The 20,700-nt window shown below is 55.1% G+C and carries 15 protein-coding genes; 9 read left to right on the top strand and 6 right to left on the bottom strand.

The features are described from left to right. Positions 1-49: 49 nt before the first annotated feature. A complete protein-coding gene (locus FBR45_RS10210; RefSeq protein WP_138501701.1) occupies positions 50-2,176 on the bottom strand; it encodes a TonB-dependent receptor in 2,127 nt (708 codons plus the stop codon). A 142-nt stretch (positions 2,177-2,318) separates the two neighbouring features. On the opposite strand from FBR45_RS10210, the gene FBR45_RS10205 reads away from it, so the two are divergent. Further along, positions 2,319-2,924, top strand: coding sequence for a cysteine hydrolase family protein (locus FBR45_RS10205; protein ID WP_138501699.1), 606 nt, complete (start codon positions 2,319-2,321; stop codon positions 2,922-2,924). A 279-nt stretch (positions 2,925-3,203) separates the two neighbouring features. Next, a complete protein-coding gene (locus tag FBR45_RS10200; RefSeq protein ID WP_246082192.1) occupies positions 3,204-4,655 on the top strand; it encodes a DEAD/DEAH box helicase in 1,452 nt (483 codons plus the stop codon). A 58-nt stretch (positions 4,656-4,713) separates the two neighbouring features. Here FBR45_RS10200 and FBR45_RS10195 read toward each other — a convergent pair whose 3' ends face one another. Next, on the bottom strand, positions 4,714-5,523 hold the full coding sequence (locus FBR45_RS10195; protein ID WP_246082178.1) for a hypothetical protein: 810 nt from the start codon (positions 5,521-5,523) through the stop codon (positions 4,714-4,716). Between the two features lie 96 nt (positions 5,524-5,619). Between FBR45_RS10195 and FBR45_RS10190 the strand changes: the two genes are divergently transcribed. From FBR45_RS10190 to FBR45_RS10175, 4 genes are all read left to right on the top strand, one after another. Further along, complete coding sequence (locus FBR45_RS10190; protein WP_138501693.1) at positions 5,620-8,679, top strand: amidohydrolase family protein; 3,060 nt, start codon at positions 5,620-5,622, stop codon at positions 8,677-8,679. A gap of 29 nt (positions 8,680-8,708) precedes the next feature. Further along, complete coding sequence (locus FBR45_RS10185; RefSeq protein WP_138501691.1) at positions 8,709-10,010, top strand: amidohydrolase family protein; 1,302 nt, start codon at positions 8,709-8,711, stop codon at positions 10,008-10,010. A gap of 113 nt (positions 10,011-10,123) precedes the next feature. Next, positions 10,124-10,861, top strand: a complete 738-nt coding sequence (locus FBR45_RS10180; protein ID WP_138501689.1) for a YqjF family protein — start codon at positions 10,124-10,126, stop codon at positions 10,859-10,861. Between the two features lie 376 nt (positions 10,862-11,237). Continuing rightward, complete coding sequence (locus FBR45_RS10175) at positions 11,238-12,290, top strand: hypothetical protein (RefSeq protein ID WP_138501688.1); 1,053 nt, start codon at positions 11,238-11,240, stop codon at positions 12,288-12,290. A gap of 11 nt (positions 12,291-12,301) precedes the next feature. On the opposite strand, the gene FBR45_RS10170 is transcribed toward FBR45_RS10175, so the two are convergent. The 4 genes from FBR45_RS10170 to FBR45_RS10155 form a co-directional block, all read right to left on the bottom strand. Further along, positions 12,302-13,372, bottom strand: coding sequence for a peptidoglycan DD-metalloendopeptidase family protein (locus FBR45_RS10170; protein ID WP_138501685.1), 1,071 nt, complete (start codon positions 13,370-13,372; stop codon positions 12,302-12,304). A 139-nt stretch (positions 13,373-13,511) separates the two neighbouring features. Then, the gene (trxB, locus tag FBR45_RS10165) at positions 13,512-14,483 is read right to left on the bottom strand and encodes a thioredoxin-disulfide reductase (protein WP_138501683.1); all 972 of its coding nucleotides are present in this window, start codon (positions 14,481-14,483) and stop codon (positions 13,512-13,514) included. Positions 14,484-14,655: 172 nt separating this feature from the next. Continuing rightward, complete coding sequence (locus FBR45_RS10160) at positions 14,656-16,638, bottom strand: OmpA family protein (RefSeq protein ID WP_138501681.1); 1,983 nt, start codon at positions 16,636-16,638, stop codon at positions 14,656-14,658. After that, complete coding sequence (locus FBR45_RS10155; RefSeq protein ID WP_138501679.1) at positions 16,593-17,237, bottom strand: 7-carboxy-7-deazaguanine synthase QueE; 645 nt, start codon at positions 17,235-17,237, stop codon at positions 16,593-16,595. Before FBR45_RS10155 ends, FBR45_RS10160 begins: the two co-directional genes overlap by 46 nt. Positions 17,238-17,601: 364 nt before the next feature. Here FBR45_RS10155 and hisG point away from each other — a divergent pair, with 364 nt between their 5' ends. The 3 genes from hisG to FBR45_RS10140 all read left to right on the top strand — a co-directional run bounded on the left by hisG (position 17,602) and on the right by FBR45_RS10140 (position 20,602). Next, entirely contained in the window at positions 17,602-18,462 is an 861-nt protein-coding gene (hisG, locus tag FBR45_RS10150; RefSeq protein WP_138501677.1) for an ATP phosphoribosyltransferase, read from the top strand. A gap of 66 nt (positions 18,463-18,528) precedes the next feature. Then, positions 18,529-19,821 (top strand): histidinol dehydrogenase, encoded by a 1,293-nt coding sequence (gene hisD, locus FBR45_RS10145; protein WP_138501675.1) that lies wholly within the window; start codon positions 18,529-18,531, stop codon positions 19,819-19,821. Positions 19,822-20,101: 280 nt separating this feature from the next. After that, complete coding sequence (locus tag FBR45_RS10140; RefSeq protein WP_138501673.1) at positions 20,102-20,602, top strand: peptide deformylase; 501 nt, start codon at positions 20,102-20,104, stop codon at positions 20,600-20,602. Positions 20,603-20,700 lie beyond the last annotated feature (98 nt).

Genomic DNA, 20,700 nt, shown 5'->3' with positions numbered 1-20,700 from the left:
CAGACGGCCAAAAATAGCGATAGATTATACGCAGCCCTAGTTCATTCATCTACCACAACCAGCTCACGCGGATACCCGCCAGGGCGTTGCGGGCAGGCGATCCGTTATAAAACCGGTTCCCCACGGCATTGAGGTCGTAACCCAGCGAATAGGTCTGATCCAGGAGGTTGTCGCCACTGACGTATCCATCCAGCGTCCAGTGCCGGCCAACGGGTTTACGGAAGCCCAGGGTGGCCTGCAGGAGCCGGGTTGGATCCGACAGGGTCGTGTTGGCGTCGTTGAGCGGGAACGGGTTCAGAAACTGATAGGTTATGTGGGCATACACTCCCGCTGTCAGTTCCAGATCCAGGCCCGACACGAGCGTTACCGGAGCCACTCCCGGAATCCGATTGTTCGACAGGTCGGCCGTGCCCTGCTGGTAGCTGCGAAAGCGGTAATCGGTCAGGGTGGTATTCTGCCAGATTCTCAGCAGAGAAACGGCCGCATTCGACGCGCCCGAAAAACCAGTCGGGGCTATCAGGTCGTAGCTCACCTGGGCCTCAAGGCCCCGCTGTTCAGTACGCCCGGCATTCACGAAAAATTCGGCCCCGGCCGCGTTAGATCGACGAACAATGGTTTCGCGCAGACCGAATTGGTAAGCCGCCACATCGAACCGAAGTCTCGACTGAAGCGCTGAACCGCGAATGCCAACTTCGTAGCTGGTGCCCCGCTCGGGGTTGAGGGTCGTGTTGAAACCACCCGCTGAGGGGCGAACCTCATCGCGGGTGGGCGCTGAATAGCCGGTGCTGATGCTGGCAAAGGCTGACAACGTCTGGCCGAAGGTGCGAAGCAGTGCCACGCGGGGTAACCAGACAGGCGTGAAGTTGCGGGTGAGCAGTTCCGCCGGTAGGGCACCGGCCGCCCGGATAGGGAAGCGGGTAAAACCGTAGCGAACATCGTTGCGACTCAACCCCATCGTAAGCCGGAAGCGGGCTGGGAGTTCGGTTTCGGCCTGCGCGAACAGGCTGGTTTGCCGGGCAACCAGCTCTTCGTCGGTCTGGATCGTATCGGGCGTACCGGCGCGATTGCCAAAGTTGCGGATAACGGTAAAGGTGCGCAGCAACTCGGCACCTACGGTAAAGGTGGTGGGCAGCGGCCCGCTGGGTAGCCGGAACTGCGTAACGGTTCGCCCGCCCAGACCCTGGTCGGCGCTCTTCTGGTAGTTGGTAATAAACGGGTTGGCGAAGTCCGTCGTTGACCCATACAGGACCGTTGTATTCTGAATCCGATCGCTCCAGCGGAACTCGTGCGAGACGCCCAGGTAGCCATACTTCTGATAAATACCGGCCCGCTGGTCGGCACTACCGGGCAGGGTTCGGGTAGCGGGTCTTGAGGCTCGTGGATCGGCCCGATACTGGGCTTCTGTCAGGCCGCCGGGTGTCTGGTAGTGCAGGTCTGAATAGAGTCCCAGTACGGAAATCGTTCGTTTGTCGCTGACATTGAACGAGCCCGCCAGCGTCAGGTTATCCCGCACCAGCGCACTGTGGTTTCGGTAGCCGTCACTTTGCAGGTGATTGTAGCTGAGAGTGAGCGCTGAGTTTTGCTGGCCCGTCTGAACCGCGATGCCGTTTCCGTATAAACCGTAGCTACCACCCAGTGCCGACAGCTCCACATTGGTTTTACCGGCCGGGACCGCCAGACCACTGAACAGGAGCGTGCCGCCCGTTCCGGCGCCGTAGAGGCTGCCGGCCGGGCCTTTGATGACTTCGATGCGGCCCAGCGACCGCACATCGAGCGCGTTGAGCGGGGTGTTGCCACCAGCGTCGGTCAGCGGCAGTTCGTTCCAGTACGCTTTAACATTCCGAACCCCGAACGGCGACCGGATCGCACTGCCCCGAATGGCTAGTCGATAACTGCCCGGCGATCGTTCGTCGGCCCGAACACCGGGCAGGGTATTCAGGGCCGGTATGAGGGTTGGGGTTCCGTAACGCTGGTTCAGGTCTCGCCGGGTTAGCAGACCGATCGATGCGCCTGTTTCGAGCAGCCGCCGGTTCGATGCGTACCCGCGAACCACTACCTCGTTCAGTTGCAGGGTATCGTCCAGGGAAGAAGCGGTGGGCGCAGGGGTCTGTGCCAGGCTACCGACATAGCTGCCAAGCACCAGCAAAAAAGTAAATCGTACGGAGAACTGAACCATGAGGCAATGAGTCCTGATTGGGGAATTGATGCAGATAAAAGAGCGAATGGCGCGCTTTTGTTGTTATACAATTACGATTCTTTTGCCGATCTGTCGGCTGGGGTCGAAGATAGTTCATTAATCTATTACCCTTTAGCCGCTCATGGCCAACCCAACTGAAGATTTACACGGTAATGCGCCCGACTCCGCCCCGGTAGCGCTGCTGATTATCGATATGATCAATGATCTGGAATTCCCTGAGGGACCGGACTTTCTAGTGCCAACTCTGGCTGCTGCGGATCGGATCGCCCGACTCAAACAGCGGTGTAAAGACGCCCACATTCCGGTTGTTTACATCAACGACAACTTTGGTCGATGGCGGTCCGACTTCCGGGAAGTGCTGGATCACTGTCTATACGATGGGGTGCGTGGGCAGCCGCTGGCCGAACGGCTATTGCCCGACGACGATGATTATTCGGTCCTTAAACCCAAGCATTCGGCTTTTTTTGCGACGACGCTGGAAACGCTGCTGGCGTATCTGAAAGCGAAAACCCTGATCCTAACGGGTATCAGTGCCGATGCCTGCGTTTTGTTCACGGCCAGCGATGCCTATGTACGCGACTTTTCGCTCTACATCCCGTCCGACTGCGTGGTGGCTGGCTCGCCGGTTTACACCGAAGAAGCCCTGGCTTTTATGAAACGGGTACTGAAGGCCGACATAACCCCCGCCGATGAGATCGATCTGGCAAAACTGCTGGTTGAATCCTGATCCGCGAGTCTGCGAACAGTGACCACCAGCTGTTGGGTACTGGTTTCCTGGTAATCCTGAGCCAATAAAGCGGGCAACGGCTTCTAATTTTAGAATAAACCAAAGGTGTTAGGCGCGAAAACTGCCTGATTGAGCCGTTTTTTCTGTATATTTGGTTCCAAATCAAGCGGTTTTGCTGACCGGGAACGAAGGGTCAGCGTTTTATCACTTTTACAAGCTGTCACCTTGACATTTTCCGAATTCAATCTCCACGACGACCTGCTGGCTGGCGTGGACGCCATGAACTACCTGAAGGCCACACCTATTCAGGAAATGGCCATCCCTAAAATTCTCGACGGGCGCGACCTGATCGCCAGTGCCCAGACCGGTACCGGTAAAACGGCCGCTTACCTCATTCCACTGCTCGACAAAATCTCGCATGCCGACCACGACCATACCAGTACGCTTATTCTGGTACCCACCCGTGAACTGGCCAAGCAAATCGACGAACAGGTAGAAGGATTCGGCTATTTCGTACAGGCCAACAGCATCGCTATCTACGGCGGGGGCAAAGGAGACGACTGGGACAAGCAGCGCAAGGCGCTCGAAACCGGCGCCGATATCATCATCGCCACCCCCGGCCGACTCATCGCGCACATGCAGCTGGGCTATGTCAAATTCGACAAGATCGATTACCTGGTTCTCGACGAAGCCGACAAAATGCTCGACATGGGCTTCTCCGATGACATCCTGAATATCGTCGATAAGATTCCGGCCAAGCGACAGACACTGCTGTTCTCGGCAACAATGCCCAACAAAATCAGGGAGTTTGCCAAACGGATCCTAACCGAGCCGGAGGAAATCAGACTGGCCGTTTCAAAACCAGCGGCTGGCATCGATCAGCAGTTTTACCTCGCTTATGACAATCAGAAACTGCCGTTGCTGGCTCACCTGATCAAGAACAGTGAGAAGCCCGTTCAGAGCATGGTGCTGTTCACGTCCAAAAAATCGGAAGTGAACGGTATTGTTCGGGCGCTCAGCAAACTGGGCTACGAAGCCCGGGGCATCAGCTCTGATCTCGAACAGGACGACCGGGAGGTGGTGTTGCGTGACTTCAAGAATAAAGCATTCCCGATTCTGGTAGCCACTGACGTACTTTCACGTGGTATCGACATCGATAACCTGACCCACGTAGTCAACTACGATACGCCCCGCGACGCCGAAGACTATGTGCACCGCATTGGCCGGACGGCGCGGGCCGCTACAACCGGTACGGCCATTACATTCATCAGCGATCAGGAGCAGAATCGTATCGTAAACATCGAAAAGCTCATCGAGCGCGAGATCGACAAACGATCCATAACCGAAGAACTCGGCATGGGTAAGTCACCGGTGTTCGACCCTAAGCGGTTTGGCCGTCGCAAAGACGGAGGCCGTGGCGACAACCGGGGCGGACGCGACGGGCGCCGACCTAATGACCAGCGTTCATCCGGTACCGGAACGGGTGAAGCCCGCCCGGACCGCTCAGGAAAAGGTCGGCGCGACCGGCGGGATAAACCGGTGCCGCAGCCGACCGGCGAGGGTGTTGCCGTTACTGCCGATTCGGTAGAACCGGCGCTACCGTTGGCCAATGCCAACGGACAACCCTCCGATAAGCCTAAGCGACGCAAAAAGCGCCGGCGGGGCCCGCGGGGTGAAAAACGCGAAAATGGTCAGGAGCAACGTCAGTCTCCCGCACCAGCAGCCGAGTAAGCGAAACAAAAAAAGCCCAGACGTCAGTTTGGGCTTTTTTGTTTCGCCTGCGAGCCGGTCACAACCGATTATAGAACGTGAAGAGCGCCACGAGCCCTGCCCGCGATTTCAGATCTGGCTTTTCGGCCTGCAGATACGCTTCAACCTGCTCTTTCCGATCAGCCATCAGCTCAAGAACCGCTTTTTTGCCGGGCGAAAACTTGACGGCCTTCCCTTGTTGTCCAATATACCAGTCGGCTTTTTTAAGCAATTGATCATCTTTACTGCCGGTATTGAGGGCCGGGTTGTAGGTGCTTTTTTTTACGGAAATAAACGGGTGGAGTAAGAGCTCGACCCGGCCGGATACCAGCTGTTCGAAAAAGCCGTTGATCGCGTCTGCGTCCCCCCGGTACTCGAGCACATTAACGAAATGGCTGACTCCACCCAGCTTGCTGTTCATGGCAAATCGCTTTACGCTCAAGCCCTTAGCAACGCGTATGTCGGTTGGGCTGGCTTGTATCTCTACTTCGTTGGCCATTAGGTCGAGCCGGACCGGCACACCAGCTAGCGTATCACTCTGACCGATGCGGCCATAAAACCGGATGGTACCGGCCTGAAACGTGGTGTCCAGGTAAGCGTCGCCGACAATCTGACCCGGCGGTCCGTCGACGCCAAACAAAACGCCATTCGCGGGTATTTTGAGGCCACTGAAATTGATTCGGTCGCGGGTGGTTTGCTGCATTGGGTTGTCCGGGCTTGTCTGGGCAAAACCAGATAGCGAGAGCAGCAGCAGGAGGGGGAGGCAGCTAAATCGCATGGTGAAAGACGTTACGGTGATGAGGCTGTAAAGAAACGGATAATCTTTCAGGGTAGATACATTGGCATTCAAGGGTTAACGCAGAATGTTATATGGCATATCGTTAGACAGTGACACTATTTACGTACATTTAACGGTTAATGACCAATTTATACAACCTCTAACTTCATGACAAAACCTCTGCTGATGGGGTTGCTGGCGCTGGGTCTGATTCAGTCGGCCACTGCCCAGACAACCTTTCCGCGCAATGGCGTGTACGACGAACGACCCGGCCTGTACGCGTTTACCAACGCTACTATTGTGGTTGATCCGCAAACGACATTAACCAATGCTACGCTGCTGATCCGAAACGGTCGTATCGAAGCGGTGGGTGCCAACGTGAGCCTGCCCGCCGGCACGGTGGTCGCTGATCTGAAAGGGAAACGAATTTACCCGGCTCTGATCGATATCGATTCGGACTACGGAATGCCGGAGGTGAAAACCGAGCGCCGGTCGTTCAATTCGCTGCCTCAACTCGAGTCGAATAAAAAAGGGGCCTACTACTGGAACCAGGCTATCCAGCCCGAAAATGATGCCAGTCTGCTTTTCAAGGCGGATGCTAAAAAAGCAGACGAACTTCGTAAAATGGGATTCGGTTCGGTACTGGCCCACGCCCACGATGGTATAGCCCGCGGCACCGGCGCACTGGTAACACTGGCGGACGAGCGTGAAAATGCACTGGTCCTGAAACCAAATGCCACGGCTCACTACTCGTTCAGCAAGGGAAGCTCCACCCAAACCTCACCCAACTCAATGATGGGTTCGGTGGCGGTACTTCGGCAGGCTTTCTACGACGCCGACTGGTACAAACGCGCCGGAAACAAAGAGCAGGCCAACCTATCGCTCGACGCGCTGAACCGGATCCAGAGTCTGCCCGCCATCTTCGAGGCCAACGACAAGCTGGGCGTGCTGCGGGCGGATAAAATCGGTGATGAGTTTGGTATGCAGTACATCATCCGGACCTCTGGCGACGAATACCAGCGGATCGATGAGATAAAGGCTACGGGCGCGTCGCTGATTGTTCCCCTCAATTTTCCGCAGCCCTACGATGTCGAGGACCCCTGGGATGCCGACAATGTGTCTCTGGCCGAGATGAAACACTGGGAAATGGCACCGATGAACGCCGGTCGACTGGCCACTGCCAATATTCCGTTTGCGCTGACAACGGCGGGGCTGCGTAACAAGTCGGAGTTCTGGGCCAACCTGCGCAAAGCCATTGAGAACGGACTTCCCGAACAGCGGGCGCTGGAAGCACTGACTACGGTACCCGCCCGGCTCATCCGTGCCGACAATCAGGTGGGCACACTCAAAAAAGGGAACGTAGCCAATTTCATCATTACCTCGGGGAATCTGTTCAGCGCCGACAATGTAATTTATGAAAACTGGATTCAGGGGAAACAGTACATCGTAAACCCGAAAGATGGTACCGACCTGCGCGGCAAATGGCGCCTGGTTATCGGTAATCAGCCGCCCGTTCAGCTGAACATTACGGGCAAGTCGGCCGAAAAGCCCGAGTACCAGATTCAGGTTGATACCACCAAGATTACCCCAAAAGTGTCGGTAAGCGGTGATCTGATTACGATGCAGATCCAGCTCGACAAAAAGAAACCCGGCACCACCCGCCTGACGGGTTACCGCACCAGCCCGTCTAACCTGGCGGGCGATGGCGAAACCCCCGATGGTAAAGCCATCAGCTGGTCGGCCGCCCGGGCTGTCGATACGCCTACGTCGAGTACTGCTACCAGCGCCACCGCCACCGCGGGCCGCTCTGCCACCAGCACCGCCGGTGCCACGCTTCTTTATCCGTTTGCGGGCATGGGTAACCTCAGCAAGCCGCAGCCGCAAACCATGCTGATCCGGAACGCTACGGTATGGACCAATGAGAAAGAAGGGATCGTTCAAGCCACCGATGTACTGGTTCAGAATGGAAAAATTGCCCAGGTCGGTAAAGGGCTGACGGCCCCGGCCAACGCCACCGTGATTGACGGAACTGGTAAGCACCTGACCAACGGGATCATTGATGAGCACTCACACATTGCGTTGTTGTCCGTGAACGAAGGCTCTCAGTCCAGTACGGCCGAAGTGCGCATGGCTGACGTAGTCAACTCGGAAGATGTCGACATATACCGCCAGCTGGCGGGTGGGGTTACGACCTCCCAGCTTCTGCACGGGTCGGCAAACGCCATCGGTGGCCAGTCGGCGCTGATCAAGCTGAAATGGGGTGAGTCGCCGGAGGGGTTGCTGATAAAAGGGGCCGATGGGTTCATTAAGTTCGCCCTGGGGGAGAACGTAAAACAATCGAACCGGAGTGATGGTAGTGGCATTCGGTTCCCGCAGAGCCGGATGGGGGTTGAGCAGGTATACATGGACCATTTTATGCGGGCAAAAGAATATGCTAAAAGTTGGGATACCTATAACCGGCTCAGCACGAAGGAAAAAGCAACGGCGCTGGCACCCCGCCGGGATATCGAGCTGGACGCTTTGTCGGAGATTCTGGCCAAAAAGCGGTTCATCACCTGCCACTCCTACGTTCAGTCGGAAATCAACATGCTGCTGAAAGTAGCCGATTCGCTGGGCTTCAAAGTAAATACCTTCACCCACATACTGGAAGGGTATAAGCTGGCCGACAAGATGGCGCAGCACGGCGTTGGCGGATCGTCGTTTGCCGACTGGTGGGCCTACAAGATGGAAGTGAAAGATGCGATTCCCTACAATGCCGCGCTTATGCACCGGCAGGGGGTAACGGTATCGATCAACTCCGATGATGCCGAAATGGCCCGTCGGCTGAACCAGGAGGCTGCCAAAACGGTCGAGTATGGCGGTATGACGGAAGAAGACGCCTGGAAGATGGTAACGCTCAACCCGGCCAAACTGCTACACCTCGACAATCGGATGGGTAGCATCCGGGCTGGTAAGGATGCGGATCTGGTTCTCTGGAATACAAACCCGCTGGCGATCTATGCCCGTCCCGAAAAAACGATCATCGACGGCGCGATCTATTTTGATCTGCAGACCGAAGACGCCAGACGGGATGCCATGCAGGCCGAACGCGCCCGAATCATCCAGAAGATGCTGACCGCCAAATCCAGCGGCTCGTCAACGACCCGTCCGACACCCCGTCGCTCACGGATGTGGCATTGCGAAGATGTGGAAGGGGTGATGGCTGAAGGCGAAGAAGACGGCAAATAAAGACCAGTAACGGTATACCGAACAAACCAATGAAACGACTACTGACAACTATACTTTCGCTGGCGTCGCTTACGGGCATGGCGCAGAACCCGGCACCGGCTAAACCGCAGACCCGGCCCGTAGCGCTTCTGAACGCCACCGTCCATATCGGGAACGGACAGGTCATCCAGAACGGGGTGGTGGTGTTCGACAAGGGTATCATCACCACCGTAGCCGACGCCACCACAATCCGGCTCAACACCAACGAGATGGAGGTGATTAACGTGGCTGGTAAACACGTGTATCCTGGCTTTATATCTCCCGCATCGACGGTGGGTTTGCAGGAAATCGGAGCCGTGCGCGCCACCGTCGATAAGCAGGAAATAGGCATATTGAACCCCAACATTCGGGCGTTGATTGCCTATAATACCGATTCAGAAATCATTCCAACCATCCGGAATAATGGCGTTCTGCTCACCCAGGCCATGCCACAGGGTGGTACCGTATCGGGTAGCTCCAGTGTGATGATGGCCGACGGCTGGAACTGGGAAGATGCGGTGCTGAAAAAGGATGATGGCCTGTGGCTCAACTGGCCCGGCTACTTTGCGCGCTCGTTCGATCTGGCCGATTTTACAACCGTTGTCAAGAAAAACGAACGGCGCGAGGAAGTGATCAGCTCATTGAAGGCTACCTTCGCCGATGCAAAAGCCTATGCCGCTCTGCCCAGTTCAACTCCCATGAACCTTAAGCTGGAAGCTATGCGGGGCTTGTTCTCGGGGCGTCAGAACCTCTACATCCGGGCCGATTACGGTAAAGATATCATCGAAGCGGTTCAGTTTGCCCGCTCGGCGGGTGTGCCCAAAGTGGTTATTGTTGGGGGCGAAGAAGCCCACCGGGTTGCCGGATTCCTTAAGGAACAGAACATTCCGATTATCCTCAGCGCGCTTCACCGCCTGCCCAACCGCGACGATGAAGATGTTGACCTGCCGTATCGTATGCCGGCCATCCTGCAAAAAGCCGGGGTACTGGTAAGCCTGAGTTATGCCGATGCCTGGTGGCGTACCCGGAATCTGCCGTTCCTGGCCGGTACGGCGGTTGGATTTGGAGTCACCGATCGCGAAGAAGCCCTAAAAATGATCACCTCCAATACCGCCAGGATCATGGGTATCGATAACCTGGTTGGAACACTGGAACGGGGCAAACAGGCTACCCTGTTCGTGTCGGCCGGCGATGCGCTCGATATGCGGACCAACGTAGTGGAGCACGTATTCATCCAGGGTAAAAAAGTAAACCTGGACGATCGGCACAAGCGGCTCTACAATACCTACAAAGAAAAATACCAGCAGAAATAAGCTGCTCGACGAGTCCAGGCAAAACGCGGGAATGATTCAGTCATGCCCGCGTTTTCTTTTACAAACCATTGGGCGCACAAGCCGTTGTGGGATAAACTAGAGCGATAATTACCGTGGCTTTTACCTTCCTGACTGCCGAATGGCGGAACCTGATATTTGCAAACTACGCCATCGATCCTGAGGTGCTGAAACCGCTGGTTCCGTACGGTACCGAACTGGACGCTTACAATGGCATCTGCTACGGGAGTCTGGTGGGTTTCTATTTTCAACGGGTCAGGCTGTTCGGGGCCGTAGCTGTGCCGTTTCATCAGGAATTCGAAGAGTTCAATCTGCGCTTTTACGTCCGTCGCAAACACCAGACCGGCTGGCAGAGGGGGGTGGTGTTTGTCAAGGAAATTGTCCCGAAGCTGGCTATCTCATTGATGGCCAACACTTTATACGGCGAGCCGTATGCTACCTATCCGATGAAGCATGAGTGGCGAACCGATACGGACCAACAGTATATTCGGTATGATTGGAAGGTCAATGGAGCCTGGAACCACATTCAGGTACGGGCCGATCAGACGGGGCACGCGCTGGTACCCGACAGCGAAGAAGCGTTTATCACCGAACACTACTGGGGGTATACCAACCGCTCGTCTTCCGGTACGAAAGCCGGACGAACCTCCGAGTACGAGGTCGTTCACCCCGCCTGGTCGATCGTTCCGGTAACGGATTATTCAATTCATTGTGACGTGGCTACGCTATACGGCAAACGGTTCACCCCATTTTTTGAGGAGCCTCCGCGGTCTATATTCCTGGCCGATGGTTCGGCTGTAGCGATCAGATCCGGCGAAACAATAAACAGATAGTCGTAGGTCAGAGTAGAAAAAAAAGAAGTAAAAATATAAATAATATATAAAATACATAGGTAAAGAAGGGTCGAGTCTATTTTTGTTAATAACTCCAGTGCGGTTGTAGGCTAATGGAGTTAACTGACTTCCTCTCTTAGCGCTAATGGTAGAAAAAAAAGGTATTTGGGTTGGTATTATTATACTATCAATCATACTGTTTTACTATACTGTTGTTGGCATTTTCAGCCAGAACATACCCTACGCCGATGATCTTAGCCTGCTGGCCAGCTTATATGATCTATCCAATCAAGGTAGTGTGTCGGCAACGCTTTCCATCCTGTTTTCCTTTCACAATGAACACCGGTTGCTGATGCCCCGTTTAGCAACGATAGCAATGACAGCCTTAAACAGCGGTGTTATCGATTTTCGGTGGTGGGTCTGGTTGGGGAACGCATTTCTGCTCGTGCCGCTGGCTGTCTTCTATCAGGTCCTGGCCGGAAGAAAGATCTCGGCAGCTTATGTAGTACCCATTGCTCTGTTGCTATTTCAGCCGTTGCATACCGAGTTGGTGTATTGGGGCATGGCTTCGCTGCAGAATCTGGGTGTGCTGGCGCTGGCGGTTATCACGCTATATCTGGCAGCCGGACCTCTATCCTTCACCCGTTTGGCCCTGGTACTTGGTTTAACTCTGTTAAGCATGTTGACGGGGGCGAATGGTATGCTGCTCATTCCGGCGGTTGCCTTTATCTGGCTACTCCGGCGTCAGTACTGGCTGGTAACGGGCTGGCTGATCATAGGCAGCCTGGCTATCGGGTTATACTGGTGGGGGTTCGATTCCGCCATACAGTCGGGTATCGGGGCTGAACGGTCATCAACCCTTTTCGAAAAGGCTGAGACGTTGTTAGGCCTGTTGGGAGCACTCGTAGAGTCGCAGCGTTACCAGGAAATTACGATGGCAACCGGGTTGTTGCTATTGCTTGCCTTTGGTATTCCAGCTGTGCGTATAGTACAACGGGTATGGACCCAGTCCGTACCGTCGGCAGATCGGGGGGCGCTGTTTGTTGTAGCTTTAGGTGGTTTTCTACTGATGACCATGGCCGCCATTGCCGTGAGCCGTCAGCTGGAGGCTGCTCTCTTCGTAACCCGTTACAAAATATACCCGTTGCTCTTGCTGATCTGCGTGTATCTGATGGGGCTGACCAGCATGACCCGAACCCGCTGGACGTTGTCTGCCTACGTAGTCATTGGCCTGGCCATAAACGTAATCGGTTACTGGCGGTCGCTGCCCAGGCTTGAAAAGCATCAGGCTTACATGAACGAGCAGCTGATAAACTGGGAACGCTATCGTCGAGTAGACGCGCCAACGCCCTTTATGCGCCACTACTACGAGCAGCGCTGGACAGCTGCCCACCGGGAGGGCTTATATGTGCCGCCCCCCATTCGGTAATATCAGGTTCGTTAGTGTACCCGCAGCTTTTGACCGGGCCGCAACCGCGACCGCGACGATATGTGATTCTTACGTGTCAGAGCCGACACCGACATCCCGTATCGACTGGCAATCGAGCTGAGGGTTTCACCCGACCGGACGCGGTGAAGCACGGTTCGTTTGATACGGGGTTTGAAGCTAGGCTCAGCCGATGACGAACGACCTCCCCGCAGATAATCCCAGACGTTTCGGGTGAGTAGGAAATGATCGGAGTTGATCGCGTTTTCGGGAAATGAGTAGATATTGAGCGGGCTGAAGGGATTTCCTTCATAACGCGTCTCGAAGTGCAGGTGGGCTCCGTAGCTGCGGCCGGTATTACCGCCCAGTCCCAGCTGATCTCCTGCTTTTACGAGCTGACCCGTCTCGACAGTCTGCTTGGACATGTGACCATACAGCGTTTCGAGCCCGTTGTAGTGCCGAACGAGTACATAACGTCCATAGCCGTTACCATCCCACCCAACGACCCGTACAATACCGTCAAAAGCCGAGTAGACCGGGTCGCCGGTTTCCAGATCGAGGTCGGCTCCGGTATGCCAGCGTCCCCAGCGGTAGCCAAAATTAGACGTCAGTTTGCCTTCATTCAGCGGGGGCGACCAGAAGCGGTTGGCGGGGGGGTCATAGAGTTTGATGTCGATGGCTTCGTCGAACTCCAGCGGGTTTATGTTGTAGGGGTCGATCGTGCGCGAATCCCATACCGCGTAATAGTCGGCAATCTTAACCCATTCATTACCTACCAGCACCGAGTCGATGACTTCAACAACGCTGGTTTCTCCCTGATCGATCTGGCTCGTGTCTTCGCTGACGGCTGGGTTTAAGGCTTTTTTAGGCTCAAACTGGTTGTTGAAACGCAGTTGAGTGGTTTCCTGGTCATAGGGGTCGTCCGCTTTTCGAGGCTGCTCAACGACCGGCGCATTGGGGGAGGGTTGATTTTTTGGCGTGATCTTCAAGTTATTCTTGAATCGACCGCGTTCCTGGGCGGACGCCGTTACGGTCAGGCATAGGCATCCAATAGCCAAAAGCCACTGTGTAGCGGTTTTTCTCATCGTTCGGAAGGGGTAGGGTGTCGAATAAACTGGTTAATACAGAATCCTCTACCAGGCAGAGCGTTCTCTGCCTGGTAGAGGAGCCATGAACAGCATGGGATTATATACCTGTCAATTCGATACCCTGCCTCTTTTTAAGTTAATGAACAAGTTCCTGGTCCTGCATTTCCAGCGTGACAAGATAACGTTCGGCATCCAGTGCGGCCATACAGCCTGTTCCGGCAGCGGTAACGGCCTGCCGATAGATGTTGTCCTGAGCGTCACCACACGCAAAAACGCCGGGTATGTTGGTACGGGTACTCCCTTTCTCGGTCAGAATGTATCCATTCTCATCCAGATCCAGATACTCCCGGAATATATCCGTGTTGGGTTTGTGACCGATGGCTACAAAAAAGCCAGTCACATCTAAAACGCGTTCTTCGCCCGATACCGTATTTTTTACCCGTACGCCCGATACTTCATCGTCGCCCAGGATTTCTTCGGTTTCGGTATGGAACAGAATCTCAATGTTGGGCGCTGTTTTTACCCGCTGCTGCATGAACTTGGAAGCCCGCATGTCGCCCCGGCGGACGAGCATGTACACTTTGCGGCAAAGGTTAGCCAGATAGCTGGCTTCTTCGGCCGCTGTATCGCCGGCCCCCACAATCGCCACATCCTGTCCCCGGAAGAAAAAGCCGTCGCAGACCGCACAGGCGGATACGCCCCGACCGTTGAGCCGCATTTCGGAGGGCAGCCCCAGCCACTTGGCCGATGCGCCGGTTGAAATGATGACCGAATCGGCCGTTAGTTCAAGCTTATCGTCGACCGTAATGCGGTGGGGCCGGCCGTGACCGGGTGTTTCCGAAAAATCCACGGCGGTGACCATACCGTACCGGATATCGGTACCAAACCGGCGTGCCTGCTTTTCAAGGTCCTGCATCATCTGCGGGCCGTCCACACCATCCGGATAACCAGGGAAATTGTCGACTTCTGTCGTAATGGTCAGCTGCCCACCAGGTTGCCCACCCTGGTAAAGGACGGGCTTCATGTTGGCGCGGGCTGCGTAAATGGCGGCTGTGTAACCGGCAGGGCCGGAGCCTATAATCAGGCACTTAACGTGTTCGGGAGTCATTGCAAATGGGGCAATTCGTTGTCGGATAGCTATAGTGACCGTTCGATAAAAAACGAGTGTCAAGAGGACAACATACGCAAAATTGAAAAAAATCCCGTAGAATGCAAAGTGAGGGGCGTCCGGTCCGCCATGACTATAGATTTACCGCACCGGTCGTCAGGGCCAGAATAGATCACAGCACCCGCCATTCGATTCGTCTGTTGAGTCGCCGGTTTTCGTCGTTCGTGTTGGGCGCCACCGGGCGTGTTTTTCCGTACCCTACGGCCCGGATGCGCCCCGGATCGATGCCCGCCTGAGTTAGGTACGTCGCAACCGTTTGAGCCCGTTTTTGTGACAGGGTCTGGTTGGCGGCTGCCTCGCCGGTATCGTCGGTATGGCCCGATATTTCAATACGGAGGGCCGGGTTCATTTTAAGAAATGCCGACAGCCGGTTCAGTTCGGTGCGCGATTTATCGGCCAAGTCATACCGACCCGACTCGAAGAACAGGTTGTTCAGTATTTCTTTAGCAGTGGCTCCCGCTACCGCCGGCTCAAGTGGAACGGCCAGGGTCAGGCCATCGCCCCGCTCGCTTTTTTTCTGGGTAAAGTCGAAGGAGAGGCTCTTGAACAGATAGCCGGGGGTACTCACATAAAGTGCATATTCGCCACCGCTTGGCAGCACCGTCGTGTACTGTCCTGTTTGGGCATCGGCCTGTACCTGGGTGATAACCTGGTTGGTTTTGAGGTCGATCAGTTCGATGGTGGCCGCCAGGGGTTTCTTCGTTCTGGCATCGGCAATAACCCCTTTCAAAATACTGACCGGCCTGACCCGTTCCCGCAGCGACTCGGGCAGGTCGAACGCATACAGCCGGGACTTCTGGGATACGCCATCTTTCTGCTCTTCGTAGGAGTAATAAGCTCGTTTGCCGGTAGCTGACACAAATAAAGAGGCCTGGTCTTCGGAGGTGTTGATAGGGTACCCCAGGTTTGCCGGGGCTGACCAGCCCGATTGGTTATTGTCACTCACAAACAGATCATAGCCACCCAGGCCAATGTGCCCGTCGGAAGCAAAAAACAGGCTCTGACCATTGGGGTGAATAAAGGGTGAGGCTTCGTTCTGGGGCGTATTGATGGGGTCGCCGAGGTTGACCGGGTCGGCCCAGTTGCCCAGCGAATCCCGATCGGCTCGCCAGATATCCCGACGACCTTTGCCACCCGGCCGGTCCGATACAAAATACAGACGCCGTCCGTCGGCCGACAGGGCAGGCTGCGATTCGTAGAAACGGGTGTTGATCGTTGGGCCCAGGTTGTCAGGGGTCGACCAGGTATCGCCGGTTTTCTGGCTAACGTACAGATCACAGCTGCCAAACCCTTTTCGCCCCTGGCAGGCCGTAAAAACAATCAGTCGCCCGTCGGCCGATAAACTGGCGGTACCTTCGTTTTCGGGGGTATTGATACCGGGCGACAGCGAGACGGGCGGGGTCCAGGTTTCGCCGTTGAAGGTGGCTACCATCAGGTCTTCGTCTCCTTCGGGTTTGAGGGCTGTAAACACCAGCGTCTGCTCGTCGGCCGTAAGGACCGGAAAATACTGCGAAGGGGTCGTCTGCAGGACCGTTGACAAGGGTTTGGGGTCGACCGTCTGCGGGTGTTGCAGAGCGTTTTGTCCAAACCGGGCAGTTTCGATCTGTCGTTCGATCCGTTTGGCCTGTACCGACTGGGGAGCAAATAAGGTCTGGTATTTTTCGAGATAGGGCAGTGCTTCGGCGTAGCGCCCCAGTCGAAGGAGTGTGTTGCTGAGCGCTTGATAGGCTGCTCCCGAGGCCGGACTGTCGGGTTGCAGCCGAAGCGCGTTACGATAGGCCGCTATGGCCGGTTCGTACCGTTTGGTGAATTCATAGAGCTGCCCCAGTTTAATATAGGCATCGGTAAAATTAGGATTCTCTTTGATGGCCTGTTCCATGAACGGGATCGCTTCTGTAGCACGCCGTTCGCCAAAAAGCTTAATCGACTGATCGTAGAGCTGTCGGGCTTTGGTCATCTGCCCGAAACTAGGGCTGGTCAGCAGGAGCAGGGAGGTAATCAGGCCGATGAGTGCGAGCAGCCTCCCGTACTCTCCATTCCGTTTACCCGTTAGGGGATATCCAGATACTTGTGTGTTTGTAAAGAAAGCTGCCATTGCGGATGGTCTTTAACGTACTCAACGATGCGAGGTAGCATTTCATTGGAACGACTCCACTCGGTTTGTAAAAAGAGTTTACAATCGGGGCGAAGCGAGGGGACAAACGACTCGGCAAAGGCGAAATCAGACTGATTGTAGACAATGACTTTCAACTCATCGGCCCGTTTAAAAATGGCTGGGTTGGGCTTTTTAAACTTCTTGGGCGAAAAGCAGATCCAGTCCCACGAACCGCTAACGGCCTCACAAACGCCGGATGTTTCGATGTTGGTTCGGAAGCCGGCGGTCTGTAACGCGCGGGTGAGCGGGGTCAGGTTGTGCATAAGCGGTTCACCACCCGTAATGACCGCCATTCGGCCCGGATAGGCCAGGGCACCCGCTACAATAGCATCGATGGTACGCTGCGGATGGGCGTTGACATCCCACGATTCTTTTACGTCGCACCAGTGGCAGCCCACGTCGCAGCCACCCAGCCTGATAAAATAGGCAGCCCGCCCGGTATGCGCTCCCTCGCCCTGGAGCGTATAAAACGCTTCCATTACGGGTAATGATGACGTAATTAAGTCTGATGAAGGTTGTTGTTTCTGTTCCAAAAGCATACGACAAAGATACGGCTTTTGGTGCCTGCTTCGAGCCCCTGCCTGTTTTTGGATACGCCGACCCGCTTACCGATGGCGAAACTGGCCGGAGGCTTGTTCCAGACAGAGTTGGCTATTACTTTTGCGCCCATGATCTCCTCCCGGGCCGCCGTTCCCTATTTTCGACATCGTCGCCATCATCGCGGCTGATTGGTCCATATTCTACGACTGAATCGATCTGCCGATACGTCGTTTTCCTGTACTTTTGCCGTTCATTTAACCAGGTAGTTCTGCAACGCATCAATGTCTGCGGCCTGCCTACTCATCAGCGAATAACTCCCGGCCTTTCCTGCCTGTTGTGATTCGTCATTCGTCAAATCCATTCATGGCTTCTTTATTACGCATTGCCCTTCAAAAATCCGGTCGGCTGAGCGAAGATTCGTACCAGCTTTTCAAAGAGTGCGGTATCCGGTTCGACTATGGCACCGGTAAACTCAAATCGGTATCCTCCAATTTTCCGGCTGAGTTCCTGTTTTTGCGGGACGACGATATTCCAGGCTACGTCGAAGATGGCGTGGCTGACCTCGGTATCGTTGGGGAGAACGTAGCGGTCGAGACGGGCCGCCCGGTTCAGACGGTGCACAAACTGGGCTTTTCCAAATGTCGGCTGAGTATTGCCATTCCGCGCGGTGTCGACTGGGTCGGTACTCAGGATTTACAGGGTAAAAACATTGCCACGTCGTACCCGAATCTGTTAGGCACTTACCTGGCTGGCGAAGGAGTCCAGGCCGAGATTCACGAGATCAGCGGATCGGTCGAGATTGCCCCCAGCATTGGACTGGCCGAAGCCGTCTGCGATATTGTCAGCTCAGGCAGCACGTTATTGAGCAATGGCCTCAAAGAAGTCGAAACTATTTTCCGGTCGGAAGCAATCCTGATTGCCCGCCCGGCCCTCGACGCCGACAAACAGGCGCTGGTCGACAAACTACTGTTTCGGATTAAATCGGTGCAGGCCGCCAAAAATAACAAGTACATTGTGCTGAACGCGCCTAACGACGCCCTCGATCAGATAACGGCGCTGCTGCCGGGCATGAAGAGTCCGACCGTGACACCCCTGGCTACGGAGGGTTGGAGCTCGGTTCATTCGGTCCTGAATGAAAACGAATTTTGGGAAAACATCGAAGCGATTCGGGCCGCTGGGGCGGAGGGGATTCTGGTTATCCCCATCGAGAAAATGATTTATTAACAGCGCTGCAATCCGGGCGGTGGCGACGGGCTGCCGGCCCAGCGTATTTCTTCAGCCGTATTCATCATGACAATTATTCCTTTTCCTGACCGGAGCGAATGGCCTGCGCTGCTGGCCCGACCGGTGCAATCGACCCAGCAGATTGAAGCTGCCGTCACCCCTATACTGGCCCAGGTACGCGCCGGAGGGGATACGGCCCTGATCGAACTGGCTCAGCGATTTGATCGGCTAACGCTACAACCTGATCAGCTGGAGGTTAGTGCGGCCGAGCTCGATGCCGCAGAAGAGCAGTTGTCTGCCGAGTTAAAGGCCGCGATCCGGCAGGCGTATCAGAATATTCGGTTATTTCATGAAGCGCAGAAACAACCCGTCGAAAAAATAGAAACGATGCCGGGGGTTACGTGCTGGCGCCGGAGCGTGGGGATTGAAAAGGTGGGCCTGTACATTCCGGGTGGCACGGCTCCTTTGTTCAGTACGGTTCTGATGCTGGGCGTGCCGGCTCAGCTGGCTGGTTGCCGGGAGGTCGTGCTTTGTACGCCCGGTAGTCACCCGGCTATCTATTATGCGGCCCGGCTGGTTGGGGTCACGCGCGTTTTCCGGATTGGCGGAGCGCAGGCCGTAGCGGCTATGGCGTATGGGACCGAGACCGTTCCCCGGGTATACAAAATATTCGGTCCCGGAAATCAATACGTGACAGCGGCCAAGATGCTGGTTGCCAAAGAAGGAATGGCTATCGACATGCCCGCTGGTCCCAGCGAGGTAGCCGTTTACGCCGATGATACTGCTGTGCCGTCGTTTGTGGCGGCCGATCTGCTCTCGCAGGCCGAGCATGGGGCTGATAGCCAGGTGCTGCTGGTTTCTACCAGTAAAAAGCTGATCAATAGCGTGAATCTGACGTTAGGGACGCAACTCGATAAGCTTCCCCGGCGCGACCTGGCCGCGCAGGCGCTCGAGAATAGTAAGGCCATTCTGGTCGACACGCAGGCCGATGCAATCGAGCTGCTGAATCAGTACGCGGCCGAGCACCTCATTCTGAGTGTCAGCAATGCCGAGCAGGTAGCCGAACAGATTATCAACGCGGGGTCTATCTTTCTGGGCAACTACACTCCTGAATCGGCTGGCGACTACGCGTCAGGCACGAATCATACCTTGCCCACCAACGGGTTCGCGCGGGCCTATAGTGGCGTATCGCTCGATAGCTTCGTCAAAAAAATTACGGTTCAGCACATCACCCCGGAAGGGCTTCAGCAGGTAGGACCAGTCGTTGAGGCTATGGCCGAAGCAGAATCGCTGGACGCGCACAAACGCGCCGTCAGCCTGCGTTTAGCCAGTATCAACGAAGAAAGTCCGGTGCTGTAAATTGATCGTCAGCATCAAGGCCGACGCTGATCATTGTTGGAATAGGCCGGTCAATCCTACTGAGCTAGATTCATGAGTAGCGATGGCATTATGCCGTTGTTATTATAGTATTTAGGATCGCCAGGGATTGTCGTCATCAATGCCGATACCATTGATTGTTGGAATAAGTTGGACTATTTCATTGAGCCAGGTCTATGAGAAGCAATGGTAATTATGCCGTTGCATGAATATAACACAGCCTTGGTCTGCCGGTAGAATGAACACAATTGCCGTCTATAAAATGAAAACGCTCTCTGATCTGCTCCTGCTCGGCGATCCACGGTTGTATCAAAACTGCGACCCGGTCAGGAAAGAAGAGCTACCCCTGGTGCCAGGATGGGTGGCGGACCTGTACGCTGTGATGGAAGAAATTCGGGCCCGCTATCGGTTTGGGCGGGGTATTGCTGCGCCCCAGCTGGGCATTATGAAACGGCTGTTTTATCTGAACATCGACCGGCCTCTAATTATTATCAACCCTGAGTTGATAGACGTGAGCCCGGAGCTGGATGAACTCTGGGATGACTGTATGAGCTTTCCGAATCTATTGGTCAAGGTCAGGCGTCACAAAACGCTGACACTTGCCTATCGGGACGAGCACTGGCAGGAGCAGGTATGGACGGTAACGGACTGGTCGCTGGCCGAGTTAATTCAGCATGAGTATGACCATCTGAACGGTGTGTTGTGCACGATGCGAGCCGTGAATGAGCAAGCGTTTCGATGGAGACCCACACCGACCGAGTAAAATCCTATGGATTTGACAACGAATACTATAGCCTGGTAAGTAAACAAGAGGTTACGGATGGCTCGAAAATAAATGCAAAAAGTTGGGTTCGATAGCAT

Origin of the sequence: Spirosoma lacussanchae, assembly GCF_005870035.1 — a bacterium.
GTDB lineage: Bacteria > Bacteroidota > Bacteroidia > Cytophagales > Spirosomataceae > Spirosoma > Spirosoma lacussanchae.
This window is presented reverse-complemented; position numbering and strand designations above follow the sequence as displayed.

Excerpts from the sequence above, each read along its gene's own strand:
- FBR45_RS10210 (WP_138501701.1), bottom strand. The coding sequence starts at position 2,176 with ATGGTTCAGTTCTCCGTACGATTTACTTTTTTGCTGGTGCTTGGCAGC.
- FBR45_RS10205 (WP_138501699.1), top strand. The coding sequence starts at position 2,319 with ATGGCCAACCCAACTGAAGATTTACACGGTAATGCGCCCGACTCCGCC.
- FBR45_RS10200 (WP_246082192.1), top strand. The coding sequence starts at position 3,204 with ATGAACTACCTGAAGGCCACACCTATTCAGGAAATGGCCATCCCTAAA.
- FBR45_RS10190 (WP_138501693.1), top strand. The coding sequence starts at position 5,620 with ATGACAAAACCTCTGCTGATGGGGTTGCTGGCGCTGGGTCTGATTCAG.
- FBR45_RS10185 (WP_138501691.1), top strand. The coding sequence starts at position 8,709 with ATGAAACGACTACTGACAACTATACTTTCGCTGGCGTCGCTTACGGGC.
- FBR45_RS10175 (WP_138501688.1), top strand. The coding sequence starts at position 11,238 with ATGACAGCCTTAAACAGCGGTGTTATCGATTTTCGGTGGTGGGTCTGG.
- FBR45_RS10170 (WP_138501685.1), bottom strand. The coding sequence starts at position 13,372 with ATGAGAAAAACCGCTACACAGTGGCTTTTGGCTATTGGATGCCTATGC.
- trxB (WP_138501683.1), bottom strand. The coding sequence starts at position 14,483 with ATGACTCCCGAACACGTTAAGTGCCTGATTATAGGCTCCGGCCCTGCC.
- FBR45_RS10160 (WP_138501681.1), bottom strand. The coding sequence starts at position 16,638 with ATGGCAGCTTTCTTTACAAACACACAAGTATCTGGATATCCCCTAACG.
- FBR45_RS10155 (WP_138501679.1), bottom strand. The coding sequence starts at position 17,237 with ATGCTTTTGGAACAGAAACAACAACCTTCATCAGACTTAATTACGTCA.
- hisG (WP_138501677.1), top strand. The coding sequence starts at position 17,602 with ATGGCTTCTTTATTACGCATTGCCCTTCAAAAATCCGGTCGGCTGAGC.
- hisD (WP_138501675.1), top strand. The coding sequence starts at position 18,529 with ATGACAATTATTCCTTTTCCTGACCGGAGCGAATGGCCTGCGCTGCTG.
- FBR45_RS10140 (WP_138501673.1), top strand. The coding sequence starts at position 20,102 with ATGAAAACGCTCTCTGATCTGCTCCTGCTCGGCGATCCACGGTTGTAT.